The organism is Paenibacillus sp. FSL M7-0656, assembly GCF_038003225.1.
GTDB classification, from domain to species: Bacteria; Bacillota; Bacilli; order Paenibacillales; family Paenibacillaceae; genus Paenibacillus; species Paenibacillus amylolyticus.
Window position 1 is genome coordinate 5,404,176 of the sequence record NZ_JBBOOT010000001.1, and the last position, 16,518, is coordinate 5,420,693.

Here is a 16,518-nt window from a genome sequence, read left to right on the forward strand (position 1 = left end):
AGGGACAGAACATAATGAGTGTATTTCGTCGAATGCGGGATATTACCGTAGCCAATCTGAACGAACATTTGGAGCAAAGTCAGGATCCAGTCAAACTGATTGACCAGTTCCTGGTCTCGACCCGCCAAGACATCGGTGAAGCCGAGAAACTTCGTCATCAATACGCAAGCCATACCAGACAAATGAAACAACAAGCCGATCAGGCAGCAGGTATGGTGAACAAACGGGAAGAACAGGCTTCCATGGCTCTGAAAGCAGGGGAAGAACATCTCGCTAAGCTGGCCTTGCAGGAGAAAATACTCCACGAGGAAAAAATGGAACAGTACAATGAATTGTATGCACAAAGTTATGCGGCATTACAGGAGTTGGATGAACAGATCGACCAGCTGAAGGTTGAATATCAGAATGTATACAGCAAACGTCAATATTACTACGCTCGTATGCAGACGATTCAGTTACAGCAACGTATGAACCAGAGAGGCAATCACAACGGTCAGAATGTACCCCGTATGTTTAACCGACTGGATGATCAAGTCTCTGATCTCGAATATGAAGCACAAAGTCTCCGCGATATCCGGCGGATGAATCAAGATGGTTCAGGAGTGACTGGCAGCATGTCATCCTCTACGTTGGATAAGGAACTGGAACGCTTAAGACAAAAATTGAACAATGACAGAAAGGAGTAGTCACAATGAGTAAATTATACCGCTCGGCGCGTAATCGAATGCTAACAGGTTTGATCGGTGGCATTTCTGAAAATCTCGGATTGAGTACCACGCTGCTACGTATCATTTTCTTCATCAGTATTTTCGCTACGGGAGGTACATCATTGTTGATCTACTTCATCGCTGCATTGGTGGTACCAAAGGAATCCAATCACGTTGATCCATATGCTTATGATTCCAACGTAAGAGGATACAAGTAAACGAAAGGAGCAAGCACATGAGCAAATTATACCGCTCAACGCGTGACCGGATGTTAACCGGCTTGTGCGGCGGAATTTCCGAAACCATCGGAATGGATTCCACCCTGCTGCGTATCATCTTTGTTATCAGTATCTTCGTAACTGGCGGCACGTCGTTGTTAATATACTTTATTGCAGCACTGGTGGTACCAAAAGAACCGTATCCGCCTTATGATCCATATGGCTATGGTCCGGGCCAAGGCCCTGGTCCTGGCAGAGGATACGACAACTATGATCATCAGCCACCAAGAGGTCCTTTTCAAAATAATCACAACCAACAAGGTCCTGGTAACTTCGGTCCCGGCCCTGGATTCAACGGCAGACCTCAATCTGGTCCCCGTTCTTATGACAACAACGCCTACGGAGCAGGAGCACCGCAAGAAAGTGAACTTGATTCCATGATGAAAGATATCGAGAAAAAAGCACTGAAAAAAGAAGTTGAAGAGCTTCGCCAAAAATTATCTCGTTACGAGAAGGGAGAAAAGTAAAATGGGAGTATTTAAACGGATTAAGGATATGACGAAAGCATCGGTAAATGATATGTTGGATAAAGTAGAGGACCCGATTGTAATGTTGAACCAGTACTTGCGTGATATGGAGGCTGAGATTCATGAGGCAGAGGTAACTGTTGCTAAACAAATGGCAAATGAGCGCCGCATGAAACAACGTTTGGATGAAGCGGAGCGTACTTCGGTACAACGTGAGTCCCAAGCAGAAGCTGCTCTGTCTAACGGTCAGGAAGAAGTGGCACGCAAATTGTTGGAAGAGAAAATCTACTTTGATCAAAAAATTACGGAGTACAGCGAACTGCATGCACAGTCCGAAGCACAAGCAAAAGATCTGTTGCAACAGTTGCATGATATGAAAGATGAGTTCTACAAAATGCGTAACAAACGTAATGAACTTGTATCCCGTGCACAAATGGCAAAAGCTAAAAAACAAATGTCTTCCATCAACAGCTTGCATTCGATCGAAAGTGGCGGCGCATCACTTGGATTCCACCGCATGGAAGAGAAAATCATGCAACTGGAAGCTGAGGCTGACGTAGCTCGTGCACCTTATCGCAACACATCATCCACGTATACGAATCCTGTAGATGTGGAAAAACAATTCAAAGTGGATCAGCAATTACAAGCCCTCAAAAATAAAATGGGCAATGGTTCCAAGAATGAAGCGAACGGAACTTCAAAAGAATAACTGTTCGCTTAGTGGACAATATGATATTCTATAAATCGTGTATAATGTACGGTTGGTAGAACAAAAGTTAAGCCATACAGGACTTCATTGCCTGATATGGCTTTTCCGTTGAATAAAGAGAGATTAACTTACAGAGGAGGTGCGGCGGGATGAATCAAAAGAGTAAATGGCTTGCAGTTGTCATTATGATTATTGGCACAATGATGTTATTGAATGACAATATTAACTTCCTGACCGCTGCCGCACTGATTCTGTTAACGGTTGGAATGCTTCAAGTCCGCAATGGGGATACCCGCAAAGGTCATCGGTATCTTGGCATTGGTGCGGCACTGTTATTGCTGGATAATTTAATGATTGTATTTTTGATTGTACTGGCTTCTTTAGCTTACTTTTATTCAAAAAACAAAAAGATTCATCTGGACGAAGGCGTTATGAAGAAACAGAATTTTATGGCTCGGTACTACTGGGATCAATCATCCTGGACGTTACGAAGTATGAGTCTGTGGCATGCCATAGGTGAGGTTAACGCCGATCTATCTCTTTCGATTCCGGAGGAGAAACAAACAATTGTGCTGCTGCAAGGAGTTATGGGTAATGTTCGCCTTACACTACCAGAAGATTATGGTGTGGAGATTGAAGCATCGGTTCTTTTCGGCCGGATTAATCTTCTTGGAGAACAAGATAGCGGCATGATGAACAAATTAGTATGGAGAACACCTGGATATGAATCCAGTGAACATAAAGCAAAATTTGTCATTTCTTATATTGTTGGCGACCTAAGCATCAGTAATCCGTAGTAAAATAGATGAAGAGAAGGAGGAGACCCCGATGAAGACAAAACGACATACCGACATGGTAACCCGAAGTATGGGTGAAGGGATCCTCCTGGTTTTCATTGTGCTCGCTGTTATTTTGTATGTATTGTATACATATGGTTATCTTGCTCCGTTTACAGGTTGGCGTCATCTGATTCAATCGGGTCTGGCCTTATTGTTGCTTCTGATTGGAATCGGTGCGGTCTTTGGGTTCTATCAGAGTTACCGGGTTAAACGCCGGCTCGAACTGCTGCGGGAAACACTTCTACTGTGGGAGAAGGGCTCTCTATCACGCACTGTACCTGATCTGGGCGATGATGATGTGGGCCGTTTAAGTGAGCAACTCGGACGAATCGGCAAAAAGTGGGAAGATCAGATATCTACGCTCCAGCGGTTGTCTACTCATAATGCACAGCTTGCTGAACAAGCCAGAATTACGGCTATTGTGGAAGAGCGGCAACGTTTGGCACGGGAACTACATGATGCGGTATCGCAGCAATTGTTCGCGATATCCATGACAGCAACGGCCGTTGGACGGAAGATGGAGAAGGATTTTGAACGTGCTCAGAGGCAGGTGGCTCTGATTGAGGAGATGGCTTCGGTAGCCCAGTCCGAGATGCGTGCGTTACTGTTACATCTGCGTCCAGTCTATCTGGAGGGTAAACATCTCGAACAAGGTCTGCGTGATCTGGTGATGGAACTGAAAACAAAAGTACCCATGGACATTGTGCTCGAAATGGACGAAGACATTGATCTGATCAAAGGCATCGAGAATCATCTGTTCCGGATCGTTCAGGAGGCTATGTCCAATACGTTACGGCATGCAAAAGCGGAAAAAATGGAGATACGGATCCAGCGCCGTACTGATGCGATCCGGGTATTGATTCGTGATGATGGGCAAGGCTTTGATCTGGATGAGAATAAACAAGCTTCTTACGGTCTGGCTAACATGCGTGAACGTGTTACGGAGATTGGCGGGGCCATACATTTTGTAACAGCGCCTGGTAAGGGAACGCGGATTGAGATTACGATACCTTTGATGAACGATGAAAGCGAGGAAGAACATGTCAATGGAACCGGAAGTCGAAACGGAGACGGAAACGTCAATCAAAGTATTGCTCGTGGATGATCATGAGATGGTACGTATTGGTCTTGCAGCGGTACTGGATACCGAAGATGGAATTGAAGTTGTTGGTGAAGCAGGTAGTGGAGAGGAAGGCATTCGGCTTGCACAGGAATATAAGCCTGATGTTGTTCTGATGGACCTGGTTATGGAAGGAATGGATGGTATTGAGGCTACTCGTCAGGTACTTAAAATGTATCCAGAGTGCAAAGTCATTGTATTGACCAGTTACCTGGATGATGAAAAAATGTATCCTGTCATTGAAGCAGGCGCATTCAGTTATCTGTTGAAAACATCAAGAGCCAATGAAGTGGCAGATGCGATTCGCGCAGCCGCTCGCGGGCAATCCGTTCTGGAGTCACAGGTGGCTTCGAAAATGATGAATCGCTTCCGGCAGCCTCAGGCAGCAGCTCCTTTGCACGATGAATTAACAGACCGTGAAATGGATGTGCTCCGGTTGCTCGCCAAAGGTAAATCAAATCAGGACATCGCTGATGATCTGATCATTGGTATCAAAACAGTCAAGTTCCATGTTACAAACTTACTGGCAAAATTGGGCGTAGACGACCGTACACAGGCTGCGATCTATGCTTATAAAAACGGACTTGCAGAGTAAGAAGAATCATATGTACAATTAAGCCAAAGAACCGTACTTTTAATGTGCGGAAATTATAGATAAGAGATGATTTATATAAATTGAACTAAAGATTTACACAAAACGGAGAGGACAGAAAGAACCTGAAGAAGCGAAGCTAAAAGCTTTCTGAAAGAAAGCTACTTCGGAAGCATAAACTTCGCCTTTATCCCCGGATTTACCCTTTATAAAAAGAATCAAAAAAATTGGGGGATAACAGCGATCGGAAGGTTGTTCTGTCATCGGAGTGGCGAGTGTAAATATTGTGTAGTTCAATTTATATAGAAAAGTATGAATGAAAAGCTCTGCTCTGCCATGAATATGGTGGGTGGGGCTTTTTTGCTGTGTTTAGAAGAAGTATAGCTAATGTGGGAAAGGGGCATGCTGTTGATAGATTCATAGAATGCAAGAAAGAAGCGGGGGATTCGAATGTTAAATCGTTGGATGACAGCAGGTATCTTGGCAATAGCTATCATAATTCTTATTGGTGTGACACAGGTATACGCAGAGAAGAACGAATCCAAAGCTGCCCAACTGGAACAGTTAATCTATACTGCTGACAGTGTGATTGATAATGTGGATCATCTAATTATTAAATGGCAAGGAGAAGGCAAGGGAGATGCACAAGCGCAGACCGTGTTACTGGCAAGTCACTTGGGACTTGAACCACCTGTGCGGGTACGCCAGACGGGTCATGATGTTTACCGCAGTGAAGAGATTGTCGATACGGCTACTGGAGGTGCAGGCATGTTGGTCAATGTCGTCGATACAGGAGACAACGGATACTACGCCATCGTACAACTCTCAGGGGATGCACACACGGATCGGAAGGCATTAATGACATTACATGAAGAGGTCGATCAACTGCTTGTAGACTCAGGGATGAAGGCAACCTGGAATATGTCTGTGCAAGGTACAGCAGTTACTGCCACGGAACATGATGCGAGTCAGCAACTGGAACTGATCGAAGAACAGCTGTCCACAAAGGTGGATATCGCCTCCGTCGAACGATATACAGATGCAGGCACTGCAAGTGTCTCTTATAAGGCGGCTGAGCTGCCCCTATCGATCAAGAGTGGCTCGCACATGTTGAATATGCAACTCGCAGTTCACCAGGTTGGGGACGAGGTTGATAATCGAATTACAGTGGGGTTTCCGGTGATTACGATTGAATACTAAGAGATGGATTTTTCATGAATTGGGACCCAATATTGAGAATCTTTATCAGAAAAATGAGTTTGAAATAGTGCATCCATTCAGTTGATATGCTAAAATGGCATCACATCCAAGAAGGAACTTGCTGGTAATTGACAGTTGTATGTCGTGCATATATAACACCATTACATAGCTCGGGGAGAGCGTGAAGGTTATCTTCCCGGAAGAAAGAGGAGCCCATGGTTGAAAAACAATTGCAAGATGAAGTACAGACACCAGGCGCAGTATTTTTCATTTTTGGAGCAACGGGTGATTTGGCCCGCCGGAAGCTGTTTCCGGCTATCTACAGTCTTTACCGTGAAGGCAAGCTTGCCGAAGACTTTGCGGTTATTGGCGTAGCACGTCGTCCGAGGTCCCCAGAAGAATTCCGGGAAGACATCTATGAATCCATTAAAGAGTTCTGCCGTTATCCAGCGGGGGAACCTGATGAGTGGAACGCTTTTGTCGATCATTTTGAATACAAAGCACTGGATATCAATAATGTGGAAGGATTCAAGGAGCTGCGTGCGCAGACGGAGCATCTGGAATCAAAGTTTAACACGCCGGGGAATAGGCTGTTCTATCTGGCACTGGCACCTGAGCTGTTTGGCAGTGTCTCGTACAGTTTGCGGGACGGCGGTATGTTGGAAAGTCAGGGGTGGAACCGTTTGGTGATCGAAAAACCATTTGGTTATGATCTGCAATCGGCCGAACATCTGAATGAGCAGATTCGTGAGGTATTCCGTGAAGAGGAAATCTATCGGATTGATCATTATCTGGGCAAGGAAATGGTGCAAAATATTGAAGTGATCCGCTTCGGAAATGCTTTTTTTGAACCGCTCTGGAACAACAAACATATTGCCAACGTTCAGATTACACTTGGTGAGACGGTAGGCGTGGAAGAACGTGGTGGTTATTATGATCACTCCGGAGCGCTGCGTGACATGGGGCAAAACCATATGCTTCAGATGCTGACGATGATTGCGATGGAACCACCAAGTCGCCTATTCCCGGAAGACATTCGGGATGAGAAGGTGAAGGTATTGCGCTCTCTACGGGCGTTCACCTCGGATGAGGAAGTGAGCAACAACGTTGTGCGGGGGCAGTATGCCGAAGGGGAGTACCGTGGCAAGCAGCTTCCGGGGTATCGCCAGGAAGACAAGGTTGATCCGCAGTCGAATACGGAAACTTATTTTGCAGCACGTGTATTCGTGGATAATTTCCGCTGGGCGGGTGTGCCATTCTATATTCGGACAGGCAAACGTCTGCCGGTGAAAACAACCGAGATCGTAGTTGAATTCAAGTCGATGCCAAACAACGTGTACCTTGGTAAAAAGTATAAATTGGAACCGAATCTGCTGGTCATTCGGGTGAATCCGATGGAAGGCATATATATCAAAATCAATGCCAAGAAGCCAGGCTCGGATTCTGAGATTCAGCCACTCGCAATGGATTTCTGTCAGAGCTGCATGATTGGAATTAACTCGCCTGAAGCGTATGAACGTCTGCTGCACGATGCAGCAGAAGGGGATTCTACGTACTTCACCCGTTGGGATGAAGTGGCAACAGCCTGGTCTTTTGTGGATCGGATCGCAGCAGCCTGGGGGCAGAATCAAGGAGAGCTTCATACGTACCCTGCTGGAACTTGGGGACCAGAAGCGACAGATAAGCTACTGGAGCAGGATGGATTCCACTGGTGGCCGGTGAATGGTCAGGACGAGGACAGCGTGATCTGGCAAGTGAATGGTTAGGGTAGGGTAAGGGCATTAACAACAGTATTAACAACATACACAACATGACTGAGCCTGGGGAAATCGCAAATTTTGCGGTGTACCCAGGCTTTTTAGTGGGGGAAAAGGTAGGTATCCATCCTAAGGAAATAAGTAATTTAAATTAAGTTGTTGACAAAAAGTAAGTATGTAACTTATACTCAATACATGAGTTAAAGAGTTACGCAAATGACAAACTTCATTCGGGCAAACGTTTCGGATAAGTTATCATTCATGAGATAAAATGTAAACCAGTTGAAGGGGTTTGCGTCACAGAGAATCATGAAGAAAAAATGTGCATAATATCTTTAATCTAAGAATACTATTTTGTATATATCGAATGGAGGAAAAAGAAAATGATGTTGGATGTAGGGTTGTTGTTGATTCGTTTGGTGATTGGATTGTCGTTCATGGCGCACGGAGCTCAAAAGCTGTTTGGTTGGTTCGGAGGTTACGGGATCAAGGGTACAGGCGGCTGGTTTGAGTCGATGGGCATGAAGCCAGGTGCATTGGTGGCGTTACTGGCTGGACTCGCGGAATTCGGTGGCGGATTGCTGTTGGCTCTAGGTCTGCTCACACCTGTAGGTGGCATTCTGATTGCATTGACGATGGTCATTGCGATTGTGAAAGTCCATGGCGCGAACGGATACTGGTCCACACAGAACGGATTCGAATATAATCTCGCGATTCTGGTGATTGGTGTAGCGCTGGCATTGACAGGTGGCGGACAATACGCGCTGGATGCATTGATTTTCTAAAACCATAAATAAAAATGAATGAGGAGTGCCTGGATGCCATGGAAATGGCTGAAGGGTGCTTTTTTTTTGCAAGTGAAAAGAGAAGAATCTGCGGTAGTAATCGGTTATTTTCGGTACAGATTATGGTACAATAGGAGAGTTGGGTTAAGAAGCAGTTCACGGTATACATGAAAGCACAGATTTGAGGAGGATGAACTCCATTGTAAATGTGTAAAATTAATCTAGTGTGTAAATACCTAGTACGTAAAAACTGATGTACAATCAACCGGCCTCGCCGGATTGCATAAAGATTGAATGATGGACCGGCTATGCCGGATTAACGTGAATGAACGGACGAAAGGGATTAAACCTATGAGCAAAGCTGCAAATGATATTCTTCAACAGGAAGTGGACAAACGCCGGACGTTTGCCATTATCTCTCACCCGGATGCGGGTAAAACTACATTAACCGAGAAACTGTTGCTGTTCGGGGGCGCGATTCGCCTTGCGGGAACGGTAAAAGCTCGGAAAGCCAGCAAACACGCAACAAGTGACTGGATGGAAATTGAGAAACAACGGGGGATCTCGGTTACCTCTTCCGTAATGCAATTTGATTATCTGGATCATCGCGTCAACATTTTGGATACACCGGGTCACCAGGATTTCAGTGAAGATACGTATCGTACACTGACGGCTGCCGATAGCGCGGTGATGTTGATTGACGTGGCAAAAGGTGTCGAGGCACAAACGATCAAGTTGTTCCAGGTATGTGCGAAGCGCGGGATTCCAATCTTTACATTCATCAACAAACTCGACCGTGAGGGTAAAAGCCCATTTGACCTGATGGAAGAACTTGAAAATGTACTGGGTATTCGTTCGGTTCCGATGAACTGGCCTATTGGTACAGGTCGCGAGTTGTGTGGTGTCTATGACCGGATGAAAAATCAGGTGGAATTGTTCCAAGGGGACGATCACTCGACGATTAAAGTACAAAAGGTAGATGGCTACAAAGATCCGATTATCCGTGAGATGGCAGGAGAATACCTGCATGATCAATTGTGTCAGGATCTGGAGTTGCTGGATATTGCGGGCGACCAATTCGACATGGAGAAAGTTCAACGCGGTGAATTGACCCCTATTTTCTTCGGTAGTGCGATTAATAATTTCGGCGTACAGACTTTCCTGGAGAATTTCCTGGAACTGGCACCGAAACCTGAACCACGTCGCAGTACGGCAGGAGAGATTCAGCCAACGAATGAGAAATTCAGCGGTTATGTGTTCAAGATTCAGGCAAACATGAACCCGGCACACCGGGATCGTATTGCGTTCCTGCGAATTGTATCAGGCAAGTTCCAACGTGGAATGAGTGTGAAGCATACTCGTGTGGGCAAAGAGATCAAGCTGTCACAGCCACAGCAATTTCTGGCACAAGACCGGGATATTGTCGAAGAGGCATATGCTGGCGATATTATCGGTTTGTTCGATCCGGGTATCTTCCGGATTGGCGATTCACTGAGCCAAGGCAGCGAGGTTATCTTTGAGGAGTTGCCAACGTTCTCGCCAGAGATTTTCGCCAAAGTTACTGTGAAAAATGCATTGAAACATAAACAGTACCAAAAGGGAATTGATCAGTTGACGGAGGAAGGAACCATTCAGGTGTTCCAGACGGCAAGTTTCGACGAGACTATCCTCGGCGTAATTGGTCAACTTCAGTTCGAGGTATTTGAATACCGGATGAAAGGCGAGTATGGGGTAGACGTACTATTACAACGCATGCCTTATCAGTTCGCTCGCTGGATCGTGGACGAGAATCTGGACCCAAGCAAATTCCGGATTAACTCTGCGCTTGTAAAAGATAAAAAAGGAAATTATGTAGTGCTCTTCGAAAATGAGTACGCAATGAGAACGGCTATGGATAAAAATCCTACAGCTCAATTCCTGGAGACTGCGCCTTAAGTGAAGACAAAAGTATTTCGTGGGAATTGTTAAAAAATTAGTTAAACGTGACAAGCTCATGTGATGAGATAGCTTGTTAAAAATAAGATCCCTCCGCCAATTGGCGGAGGGATCTATTGCTATACACCTTACCTGGAGGCGGGTATGATCCAGCCGAATAAGGGAAAGCTTTCTTTTGCAGACAGAACAAACGTAATGATGGTTACCTTACCCTCCACTGCTTCGATTAGCTAAGCGGTTGGACGGGAATGGTGTGCAGATGCTCTTGCGCGATTTGAATCAGTTCTTCCTGCTTGGCAGGTTCTGTGTTCTTCCAGATCATCTCGAAAATGGCGCCAAGTCCAGGTAATGCAGCTTCCGGTCCATCTACTGAACCTTCAATCATCTCCCGGAGCTGATCATCACTCTTGTCATGAACTTTATGAACAATCGCTTCACGCAGGCTTAATGTAATGGGCATCGCAATTCCCTCCTCGTATATTCGGCTGCTCTAATACTGTTCCCTGGGAAGCGCGAGCGCATTCAAGTTTATCGGGCTTTGTGGTATACTACGAAGGATTATTTACGTTAGCATGGGTATCCGTAATGATGCGTCATGCTGAAGAGCAGCGGGAGGTTAAGACCCTAATGGCCAAGAAACAGTATGCCGTAATTGGTATGGGACGATTCGGATCAAGTGTTGCCAATGCACTGAGTGGCATGGGATTCGACGTGCTGGCAATTGATGCGGACGAGCAGCGGACTCAGGAAATGTCCAATGTGGTGACCCATGCGGTATCGGCAGATTCAACAGATGAAGAAGCGCTGCGTGCGCTGGGCATACGGAATTTCGACGTTGTCGTTGTGGCGATTGGTGAAGATATACAGGCGAGTATTCTGACAACCCTGATATTGAAAGATATGGGTGTACCCGTTCTGATCGTAAAAGCCCAAAATGAGCTTCATGGTAAGGTATTGCAGAAGATTGGGGCGGATAAAGTCATCTATCCTGAGCGGGATATGGGACTACGCGTAGCCCATCATCTGACCTCGCCTAATATACTGGATTACATCGAGTTATCTGAGGATTACAGCATCTTGGAGATGAGAGCCTCCGAGCAAATGATCGGTAAAAACTTGATGGAATTAAACATCCGTGCACGTTTTGGTTGTAACGTGATGGCGATCCGCAGTGGGAACTCGATGAACATCTCGCCGTACGCTGAGGATCGGATCGAAGCTGGAGATGTGCTGATCATTGTGGGTCACAAGGATCATTTGACGAAAATGGAGCTTGCGTATCCGAAGTGATGGATGCAGATGGGAAGGATGGAAAGATGGATATTGTATCACCGCAAAATACACGTGTAAAAGAATGGGCGCAGTTGCTGGAGAAAAAGCATCGTACCCGTCAACATAAATATATCATTGAGGGCATTCATCTGGTACAGGAAGCATTGCGCGCCGGAGCAGATCTGGAGTGTATTGTGTACGACGGAGAGCAAGGCGTACCTAGCGAACTCGCCGGGCTTGAGAATCCGCTACAGCGTGTGGAGTGGGTTAGTGTATCTCCAGCGGTTATCGCCAAATGTACGGATACGATGACGCCACAGCCTGTATTCGCGATTGTGCGTAAAGGCAGTGAGCCACTGGAAAGCCTGATCGCAGGAGCACGTGGGCTTGTCGTGGTGCTGGATGGTGTACAGGACCCAGGGAATGTGGGGACGATCATCCGTAGTGCGGACGCAGCTGGAGCCGCGGGGGTTGTACTTGGCGCGGGCTGTGCTGATGTGTATAACCCAAAGACGATTCGTTCGACGATGGGGTCATTGTTTCATTTGCCCATTGTGGAGGGCCAGTTGGAATCCTTGCTTCCCGAAGCGAAGGCTGCGGGCGTGAAGCTGGTTAGTACTTCTTTGCAGGCAGAGCATTCATGTTATAGTTATGATTTTACGCAGTCGGTATGGCTTGTGATCGGTAACGAAGGCAAAGGCATCTCGGATGCTACGGCACGTTTGGTAGATGATGCGATTACGATCCCGATGCAGGGACAGGCAGAGTCGCTTAACGCGGCAATGGCGGCAACGATTTTGTTATTTGAGGCGATGAGACAGCGGATTTTTAACAAATAAATGATTCCTGTCCAATTTCAAATTTACCGTCCCTAACTAAAATTAACTGTCCCCAAACCACCAAAGACTGGAAGTTGGTTGCCGCTTTTCCCAACCATTTCTCCAGTCTTTTTGTTTTTCTCTTTGAAGCACGACAGCAGGGATTTTCCATTCAAATCCCGAATAGGTGATATAGTTTCTATTTCTTAAGCTTATAGGCAGGTGTATAAATTGGAAATGAATAATGGAAAAGAAAAAACTCACCTTAGGGAATTTATGGCTTGGGCCGGGGAAAAGGGCTGGGACATAATGAGTAAATCCGGTTCGCAGTCACATTTAAACAGCAGCATTACTTCAAGATATAAAGGACTTCCAGATGAATATTTAGAATTTCTAAATGTAGTTGAAAAATGCGTTGCACCGGATGAGCAAACCTGGTTTATTTGTGAGGCTGAGTTCAACAATAGCACGGAGACCGCATTCCAATGGAATGAATTTGAAATGCTTAGTTTGGAGGCAGCAGAGGGTGAATCTATTTGGCAGTCAGAGATAACGGCTTGGTGGGATCATCACTTGCCGATCGTAATGTCTGTGGAAGATGGATATTCCTTCTATGCCATTGACTTAACAACGGACAGTGGAGCTATTGTCCGTGGATGTGAGCCTGAATTTGAAGAGGTTGAAAAGGTATCCGATTCGTTTGGAGAATTTCTGGCATGGATGATGTCGAATTCAGATTAGCGTAGCCAGGAAAGGTTGATGGTTATACTTATGGCCAGCGGCCTGACATTAGATTATTCAATGAAAGAACTTATAAAACGATATAGGAATTCTTAATTTATGATATAAAAAATGGTTTATATAGCGTGATTTTATTCTTATTTAAGTATGTTCCAAGCATATTTTCTATATATAAAATAATTCTTTACTGTTCGTTCTAGAAATGATATGCTAACAGCAAGTTAGATCTAACTACTTTTTTTTACACATTTAAGAACGATCGTTCTTAAAACTGGAATTACACTAATCTAAAGAATATAAGGGAGAGAATAAGATGAAATACACAGTGATTACAGGAGCAAGTTCAGGAATTGGATATGAAACGGCATTGGCATTTGCAGCACGGGGCAAAAATTTGATTTTGGTAGCTAGAAGATTGGATAAGCTTGAAGAACTTAAATCGACTATTCAGGGTATCGATCCTAAAGTGAATGTTGTCGTACACACAAGCGACCTGTCTGTTACCGCAGAGGCGTACACGCTATATAACGATTTGAAGGAATATCAGATTGAGACTTTGATCAATAATGCAGGGCTTGGAGAAGGCTCGTTCATTGCTGAACAGAATTTGGATAAAGTGGAGACCATGCTGCGTGTTAACATCGAATCTTTGACCATTCTATCTACACTGTATGTGCGAGATTATGCGAATGTGGTTGGCACTCAATTGATTAACGTCTCATCCGCACTTGGATATGCCATTGCTGTAGGCAGTGTTGCTTACTCTGCATCGAAATACTACGTTAGTGCCTTCACAGAGGGCCTTGCCAAAGAACTGGAATTGAAGGGTGCAAAACTAAAAGCGAAGGTGCTTGCACCAGCGGTCACGGAAACAGAATTTGTGCAAAAATCAATAGATGCTGAAGGATTTGATTACAAGGCAAACATGTCTAAGTACCACACTGCTAAAGAAATGGCAGGCTTCATGATCGATCTGTATGATCACAATGAAGTGGTTGTAGGGATTGTAGATCAGAACTATGATTTCCAGCTGACAGGTGCGATCTACCCGGTGATTTCAGAATTGAATTAATACAGCAGAATCTAGAGGATACATCTACAAAATCTCAAATAAGAAGAGGAGTACATCCAAATGGAAAAGATATGGAGGAAAACAAAGATTGGTAACATGGAATTGTCTCATCGACTAGCAATGGCACCTATGACACGCAGTCGAGCACAAGAAGATGGTACACCTGGAGAGTTGGCGGCACTTTATTATGCTCAGCGTGCAACCATGGGACTCCTGATTACGGAAGGAACGCAACCTTCCGATGATGGACAGGGATACTTGTGGTCACCTGGCATCTACACCGATAAGCATATTGATGGATGGAAAAAGGTAACGGATGCGGTGCATGAAGCTGGCGGATATGTATACATCCAATTAATGCATGCGGGTCGCATGTCACATCCGGACAATACCCCGCATCATCGTCAACCGATTGCTCCATCAGCGATCGCACCGGGTGTAGAAATGTTTACGGCTACAGGGATGCAGGATATCCCCGTTCCCCGGGAATTAAGTCAGGAGGATATTCAAACGACCATCTCCGATTTCCGAAAAGCAGCAGCCGCAGCGATTGAAGCAGGGGCGGATGGCGTTGAGATTCATGGGGCTAACGGATACTTGATCAATCAATTTTTAGGAGAAAATTCGAATACACGCACAGATGAGTATGGCGGATCTATTGAAAATCGTGCTCGCTTTGCGATTGAAGTAACCAAAGCCATTGTGGAGGAAATAGGGGCAGAACGAACAGGCTTCCGCATCTCACCAGGGACACCGCTGGGTGGAATTCAAGATGGAGAACAAGGCCCTGAACTCTATCGCTATCTTGTAAAAGAATTGGCTCAATTGGATTTGGCTTACCTTCATGTTATGCATCTTGGAGATGAACAACTGCTCCAAGACATTCGTTCGATCTGGCAAAATCCACTGTTGGTCAATCGGGCTGGAAGAACGTTGGATGATCTCAGTGTCGATTTAGATCGTGGTCTCGCTGATGTGGTACCTGTAGGTGTATGGTCCTTAGCTAATCCAGATTTGGTGGAACGACTTCAACAAGGTGCGCCACTCAATGAAGCAGATCCGACAACATTCTTTGGATTGGGAAGTAAGGGCTACACGGATTACCCTACGTTGGAAGAATTAAAGTCGCAAGAGGGGCTACACTAGCACAAAGCATGGAGCATGGCGTACAACTGAATACTGCGCGCCATGTTCCTAGTCAATATGCAAAGGAAGAGGATATATATGATGAGAGCAGCTCAAATACAGAAATACTCTAAAAAAATCCAGGTGGAAATTAATGATATTGCGACACCTCAGATCCAGAGCCATGAGGTTCTTGTCAGAGTAAAAGCAGCGGGTGTAAATCCACTGGATATCTTGAATATGAATGGCAGTGTTCGGATGATTGCCGACTATACGTTACCTTTAACTTTAGGGAATGAATTATCGGGTGTCATTGAAGCTGTCGGTGATGATGTTTTGAATTTTAAAGTGGGTGATAAGGTTTATACAAGGTTACCTCTGAATAAAATTGGTGCTTTTGCTGAATATGCGGCTGTACATGAGGATGCTTTATCCATGATGCCTGAAAATCTGTCTTTTATCGAAGCTGCTGCAGTACCCCTTACTGCCTTGACCGCGTATCAAGCATTGCATGATGTGCTCCGAGCGGAACCGAATAAAAAGTTGTTTATTCCTGGCGGAACCGGGGGATTCGGTGCGATGGCTATCCCAATTGCCAAATCTATGGGATTAACGGTGATTACAAGTGGCAGTGAACGGGGCAGAGCACGTACTTTATCCATTGGAGCAGATAAATTCATTAATTATAAGACCGAGCAGTATGCTGATATTCTGTCGAATATTGATTATGTGATCGATACCTTGGGTGCGGACGAGATCAAAGATGAACTGAGCATTTTGAAACCACAGGGGAAATTAGTCTCTTTGAAGGCAGGACCCAATTATCGCTTTGCAGTGGACAGTCAATTCCCGTTGTGGAAAAGAGCATTGTTTGGTCTCGTAGGTGCACGCCTGGATTCTTTAGCGCGTAAGAATCAAAATGAATATCGTTTTTTATTTGTGCACTCCAGTGGAGTTCAATTGCAAGAGATTACAGCTCTTGTAGAAAAAGAAGACATTAAACCTTCGATCGATTCTACGTATACGTTTGATGACATTGAAAAGGCATTGATTAAAGTGTCCACGGGTCACTCTCAGGGCAAAGTCATTGTTACCTTTTAA

Annotated in this window: 18 protein-coding genes; 17 read left to right on the plus strand and 1 reads right to left on the minus strand. The window is 45.1% G+C overall.

The features are described 5' to 3' along the window. The first annotated feature begins 14 nt into the window (after window positions 1-14). The 11 genes from MHI01_RS23775 to MHI01_RS23825 all read left to right on the plus strand — a co-directional run bounded on the left by MHI01_RS23775 (window position 15) and on the right by MHI01_RS23825 (window position 10,389). Window positions 15-686: a PspA/IM30 family protein gene (locus tag MHI01_RS23775; protein WP_017692312.1), complete on the plus strand. Its 672-nt coding sequence runs from the start codon at window positions 15-17 to the stop codon at window positions 684-686. Window positions 687-691: 5 nt separating this feature from the next. Beyond that, entirely contained in the window at window positions 692-925 is a 234-nt protein-coding gene (locus MHI01_RS23780) for a PspC domain-containing protein (RefSeq protein WP_017692313.1), read from the plus strand. 17 nt (window positions 926-942) lie between these two features. Beyond that, window positions 943-1,452 carry a PspC domain-containing protein gene (locus MHI01_RS23785; protein WP_017692314.1) on the plus strand — a complete coding sequence of 170 codons (510 nt, stop codon included), beginning with the start codon at window positions 943-945 and terminating at the stop codon, window positions 1,450-1,452. Between the two features lies 1 nt (window position 1,453). Continuing rightward, the gene (locus tag MHI01_RS23790) at window positions 1,454-2,161 is read left to right on the plus strand and encodes a PspA/IM30 family protein (RefSeq protein ID WP_017692315.1); all 708 of its coding nucleotides are present in this window, start codon (window positions 1,454-1,456) and stop codon (window positions 2,159-2,161) included. A gap of 149 nt (window positions 2,162-2,310) precedes the next feature. Further along, window positions 2,311-2,958, plus strand: a complete 648-nt coding sequence (liaF, locus tag MHI01_RS23795; RefSeq protein WP_091020935.1) for a cell wall-active antibiotics response protein LiaF — start codon at window positions 2,311-2,313, stop codon at window positions 2,956-2,958. A 31-nt stretch (window positions 2,959-2,989) separates the two neighbouring features. Further along, window positions 2,990-4,105: a sensor histidine kinase gene (locus MHI01_RS23800; protein WP_340984259.1), complete on the plus strand. Its 1,116-nt coding sequence runs from the start codon at window positions 2,990-2,992 to the stop codon at window positions 4,103-4,105. Next, entirely contained in the window at window positions 4,047-4,715 is a 669-nt protein-coding gene (locus MHI01_RS23805; protein ID WP_091020933.1) for a response regulator transcription factor, read from the plus strand. The genes MHI01_RS23800 and MHI01_RS23805 overlap by 59 nt, the downstream gene beginning before the upstream one ends. 447 nt (window positions 4,716-5,162) lie before the next feature. Next, window positions 5,163-5,912, plus strand: coding sequence for a YwmB family TATA-box binding protein (locus MHI01_RS23810; protein WP_340984260.1), 750 nt, complete (start codon window positions 5,163-5,165; stop codon window positions 5,910-5,912). Window positions 5,913-6,127: 215 nt separating this feature from the next. Next, window positions 6,128-7,678 (plus strand): glucose-6-phosphate dehydrogenase, encoded by a 1,551-nt coding sequence (gene zwf / locus MHI01_RS23815; protein ID WP_036605690.1) that lies wholly within the window; start codon window positions 6,128-6,130, stop codon window positions 7,676-7,678. A gap of 377 nt (window positions 7,679-8,055) precedes the next feature. Continuing rightward, window positions 8,056-8,454 (plus strand): DoxX family protein, encoded by a 399-nt coding sequence (locus MHI01_RS23820; RefSeq protein ID WP_024634146.1) that lies wholly within the window; start codon window positions 8,056-8,058, stop codon window positions 8,452-8,454. Window positions 8,455-8,805: 351 nt separating this feature from the next. Beyond that, the gene (locus MHI01_RS23825) at window positions 8,806-10,389 is read left to right on the plus strand and encodes a peptide chain release factor 3 (RefSeq protein ID WP_036605691.1); all 1,584 of its coding nucleotides are present in this window, start codon (window positions 8,806-8,808) and stop codon (window positions 10,387-10,389) included. Between the two features lie 226 nt (window positions 10,390-10,615). On the opposite strand, the gene sspI is transcribed toward MHI01_RS23825, so the two are convergent. After that, window positions 10,616-10,849 (minus strand): small acid-soluble spore protein SspI, encoded by a 234-nt coding sequence (gene sspI, locus MHI01_RS23830; protein ID WP_017692323.1) that lies wholly within the window; start codon window positions 10,847-10,849, stop codon window positions 10,616-10,618. Window positions 10,850-10,977: 128 nt separating this feature from the next. Here sspI and MHI01_RS23835 point away from each other — a divergent pair, with 128 nt between their 5' ends. From MHI01_RS23835 to MHI01_RS23860, 6 genes are all read left to right on the plus strand, one after another. After that, complete coding sequence (locus MHI01_RS23835) at window positions 10,978-11,679, plus strand: potassium channel family protein (protein ID WP_076254620.1); 702 nt, start codon at window positions 10,978-10,980, stop codon at window positions 11,677-11,679. Between the two features lie 26 nt (window positions 11,680-11,705). Continuing rightward, complete coding sequence (locus tag MHI01_RS23840; RefSeq protein WP_340984261.1) at window positions 11,706-12,500, plus strand: TrmH family RNA methyltransferase; 795 nt, start codon at window positions 11,706-11,708, stop codon at window positions 12,498-12,500. A 216-nt stretch (window positions 12,501-12,716) separates the two neighbouring features. Continuing rightward, window positions 12,717-13,220 (plus strand): SMI1/KNR4 family protein, encoded by a 504-nt coding sequence (locus tag MHI01_RS23845; RefSeq protein WP_340984262.1) that lies wholly within the window; start codon window positions 12,717-12,719, stop codon window positions 13,218-13,220. 313 nt (window positions 13,221-13,533) lie between these two features. Further along, complete coding sequence (locus tag MHI01_RS23850) at window positions 13,534-14,292, plus strand: SDR family NAD(P)-dependent oxidoreductase (protein ID WP_340984263.1); 759 nt, start codon at window positions 13,534-13,536, stop codon at window positions 14,290-14,292. Window positions 14,293-14,352: 60 nt separating this feature from the next. Continuing rightward, window positions 14,353-15,438: an alkene reductase gene (locus tag MHI01_RS23855; RefSeq protein WP_340984264.1), complete on the plus strand. Its 1,086-nt coding sequence runs from the start codon at window positions 14,353-14,355 to the stop codon at window positions 15,436-15,438. Window positions 15,439-15,519: 81 nt separating this feature from the next. Further along, window positions 15,520-16,518 (plus strand): NADP-dependent oxidoreductase, encoded by a 999-nt coding sequence (locus MHI01_RS23860; RefSeq protein ID WP_340984265.1) that lies wholly within the window; start codon window positions 15,520-15,522, stop codon window positions 16,516-16,518.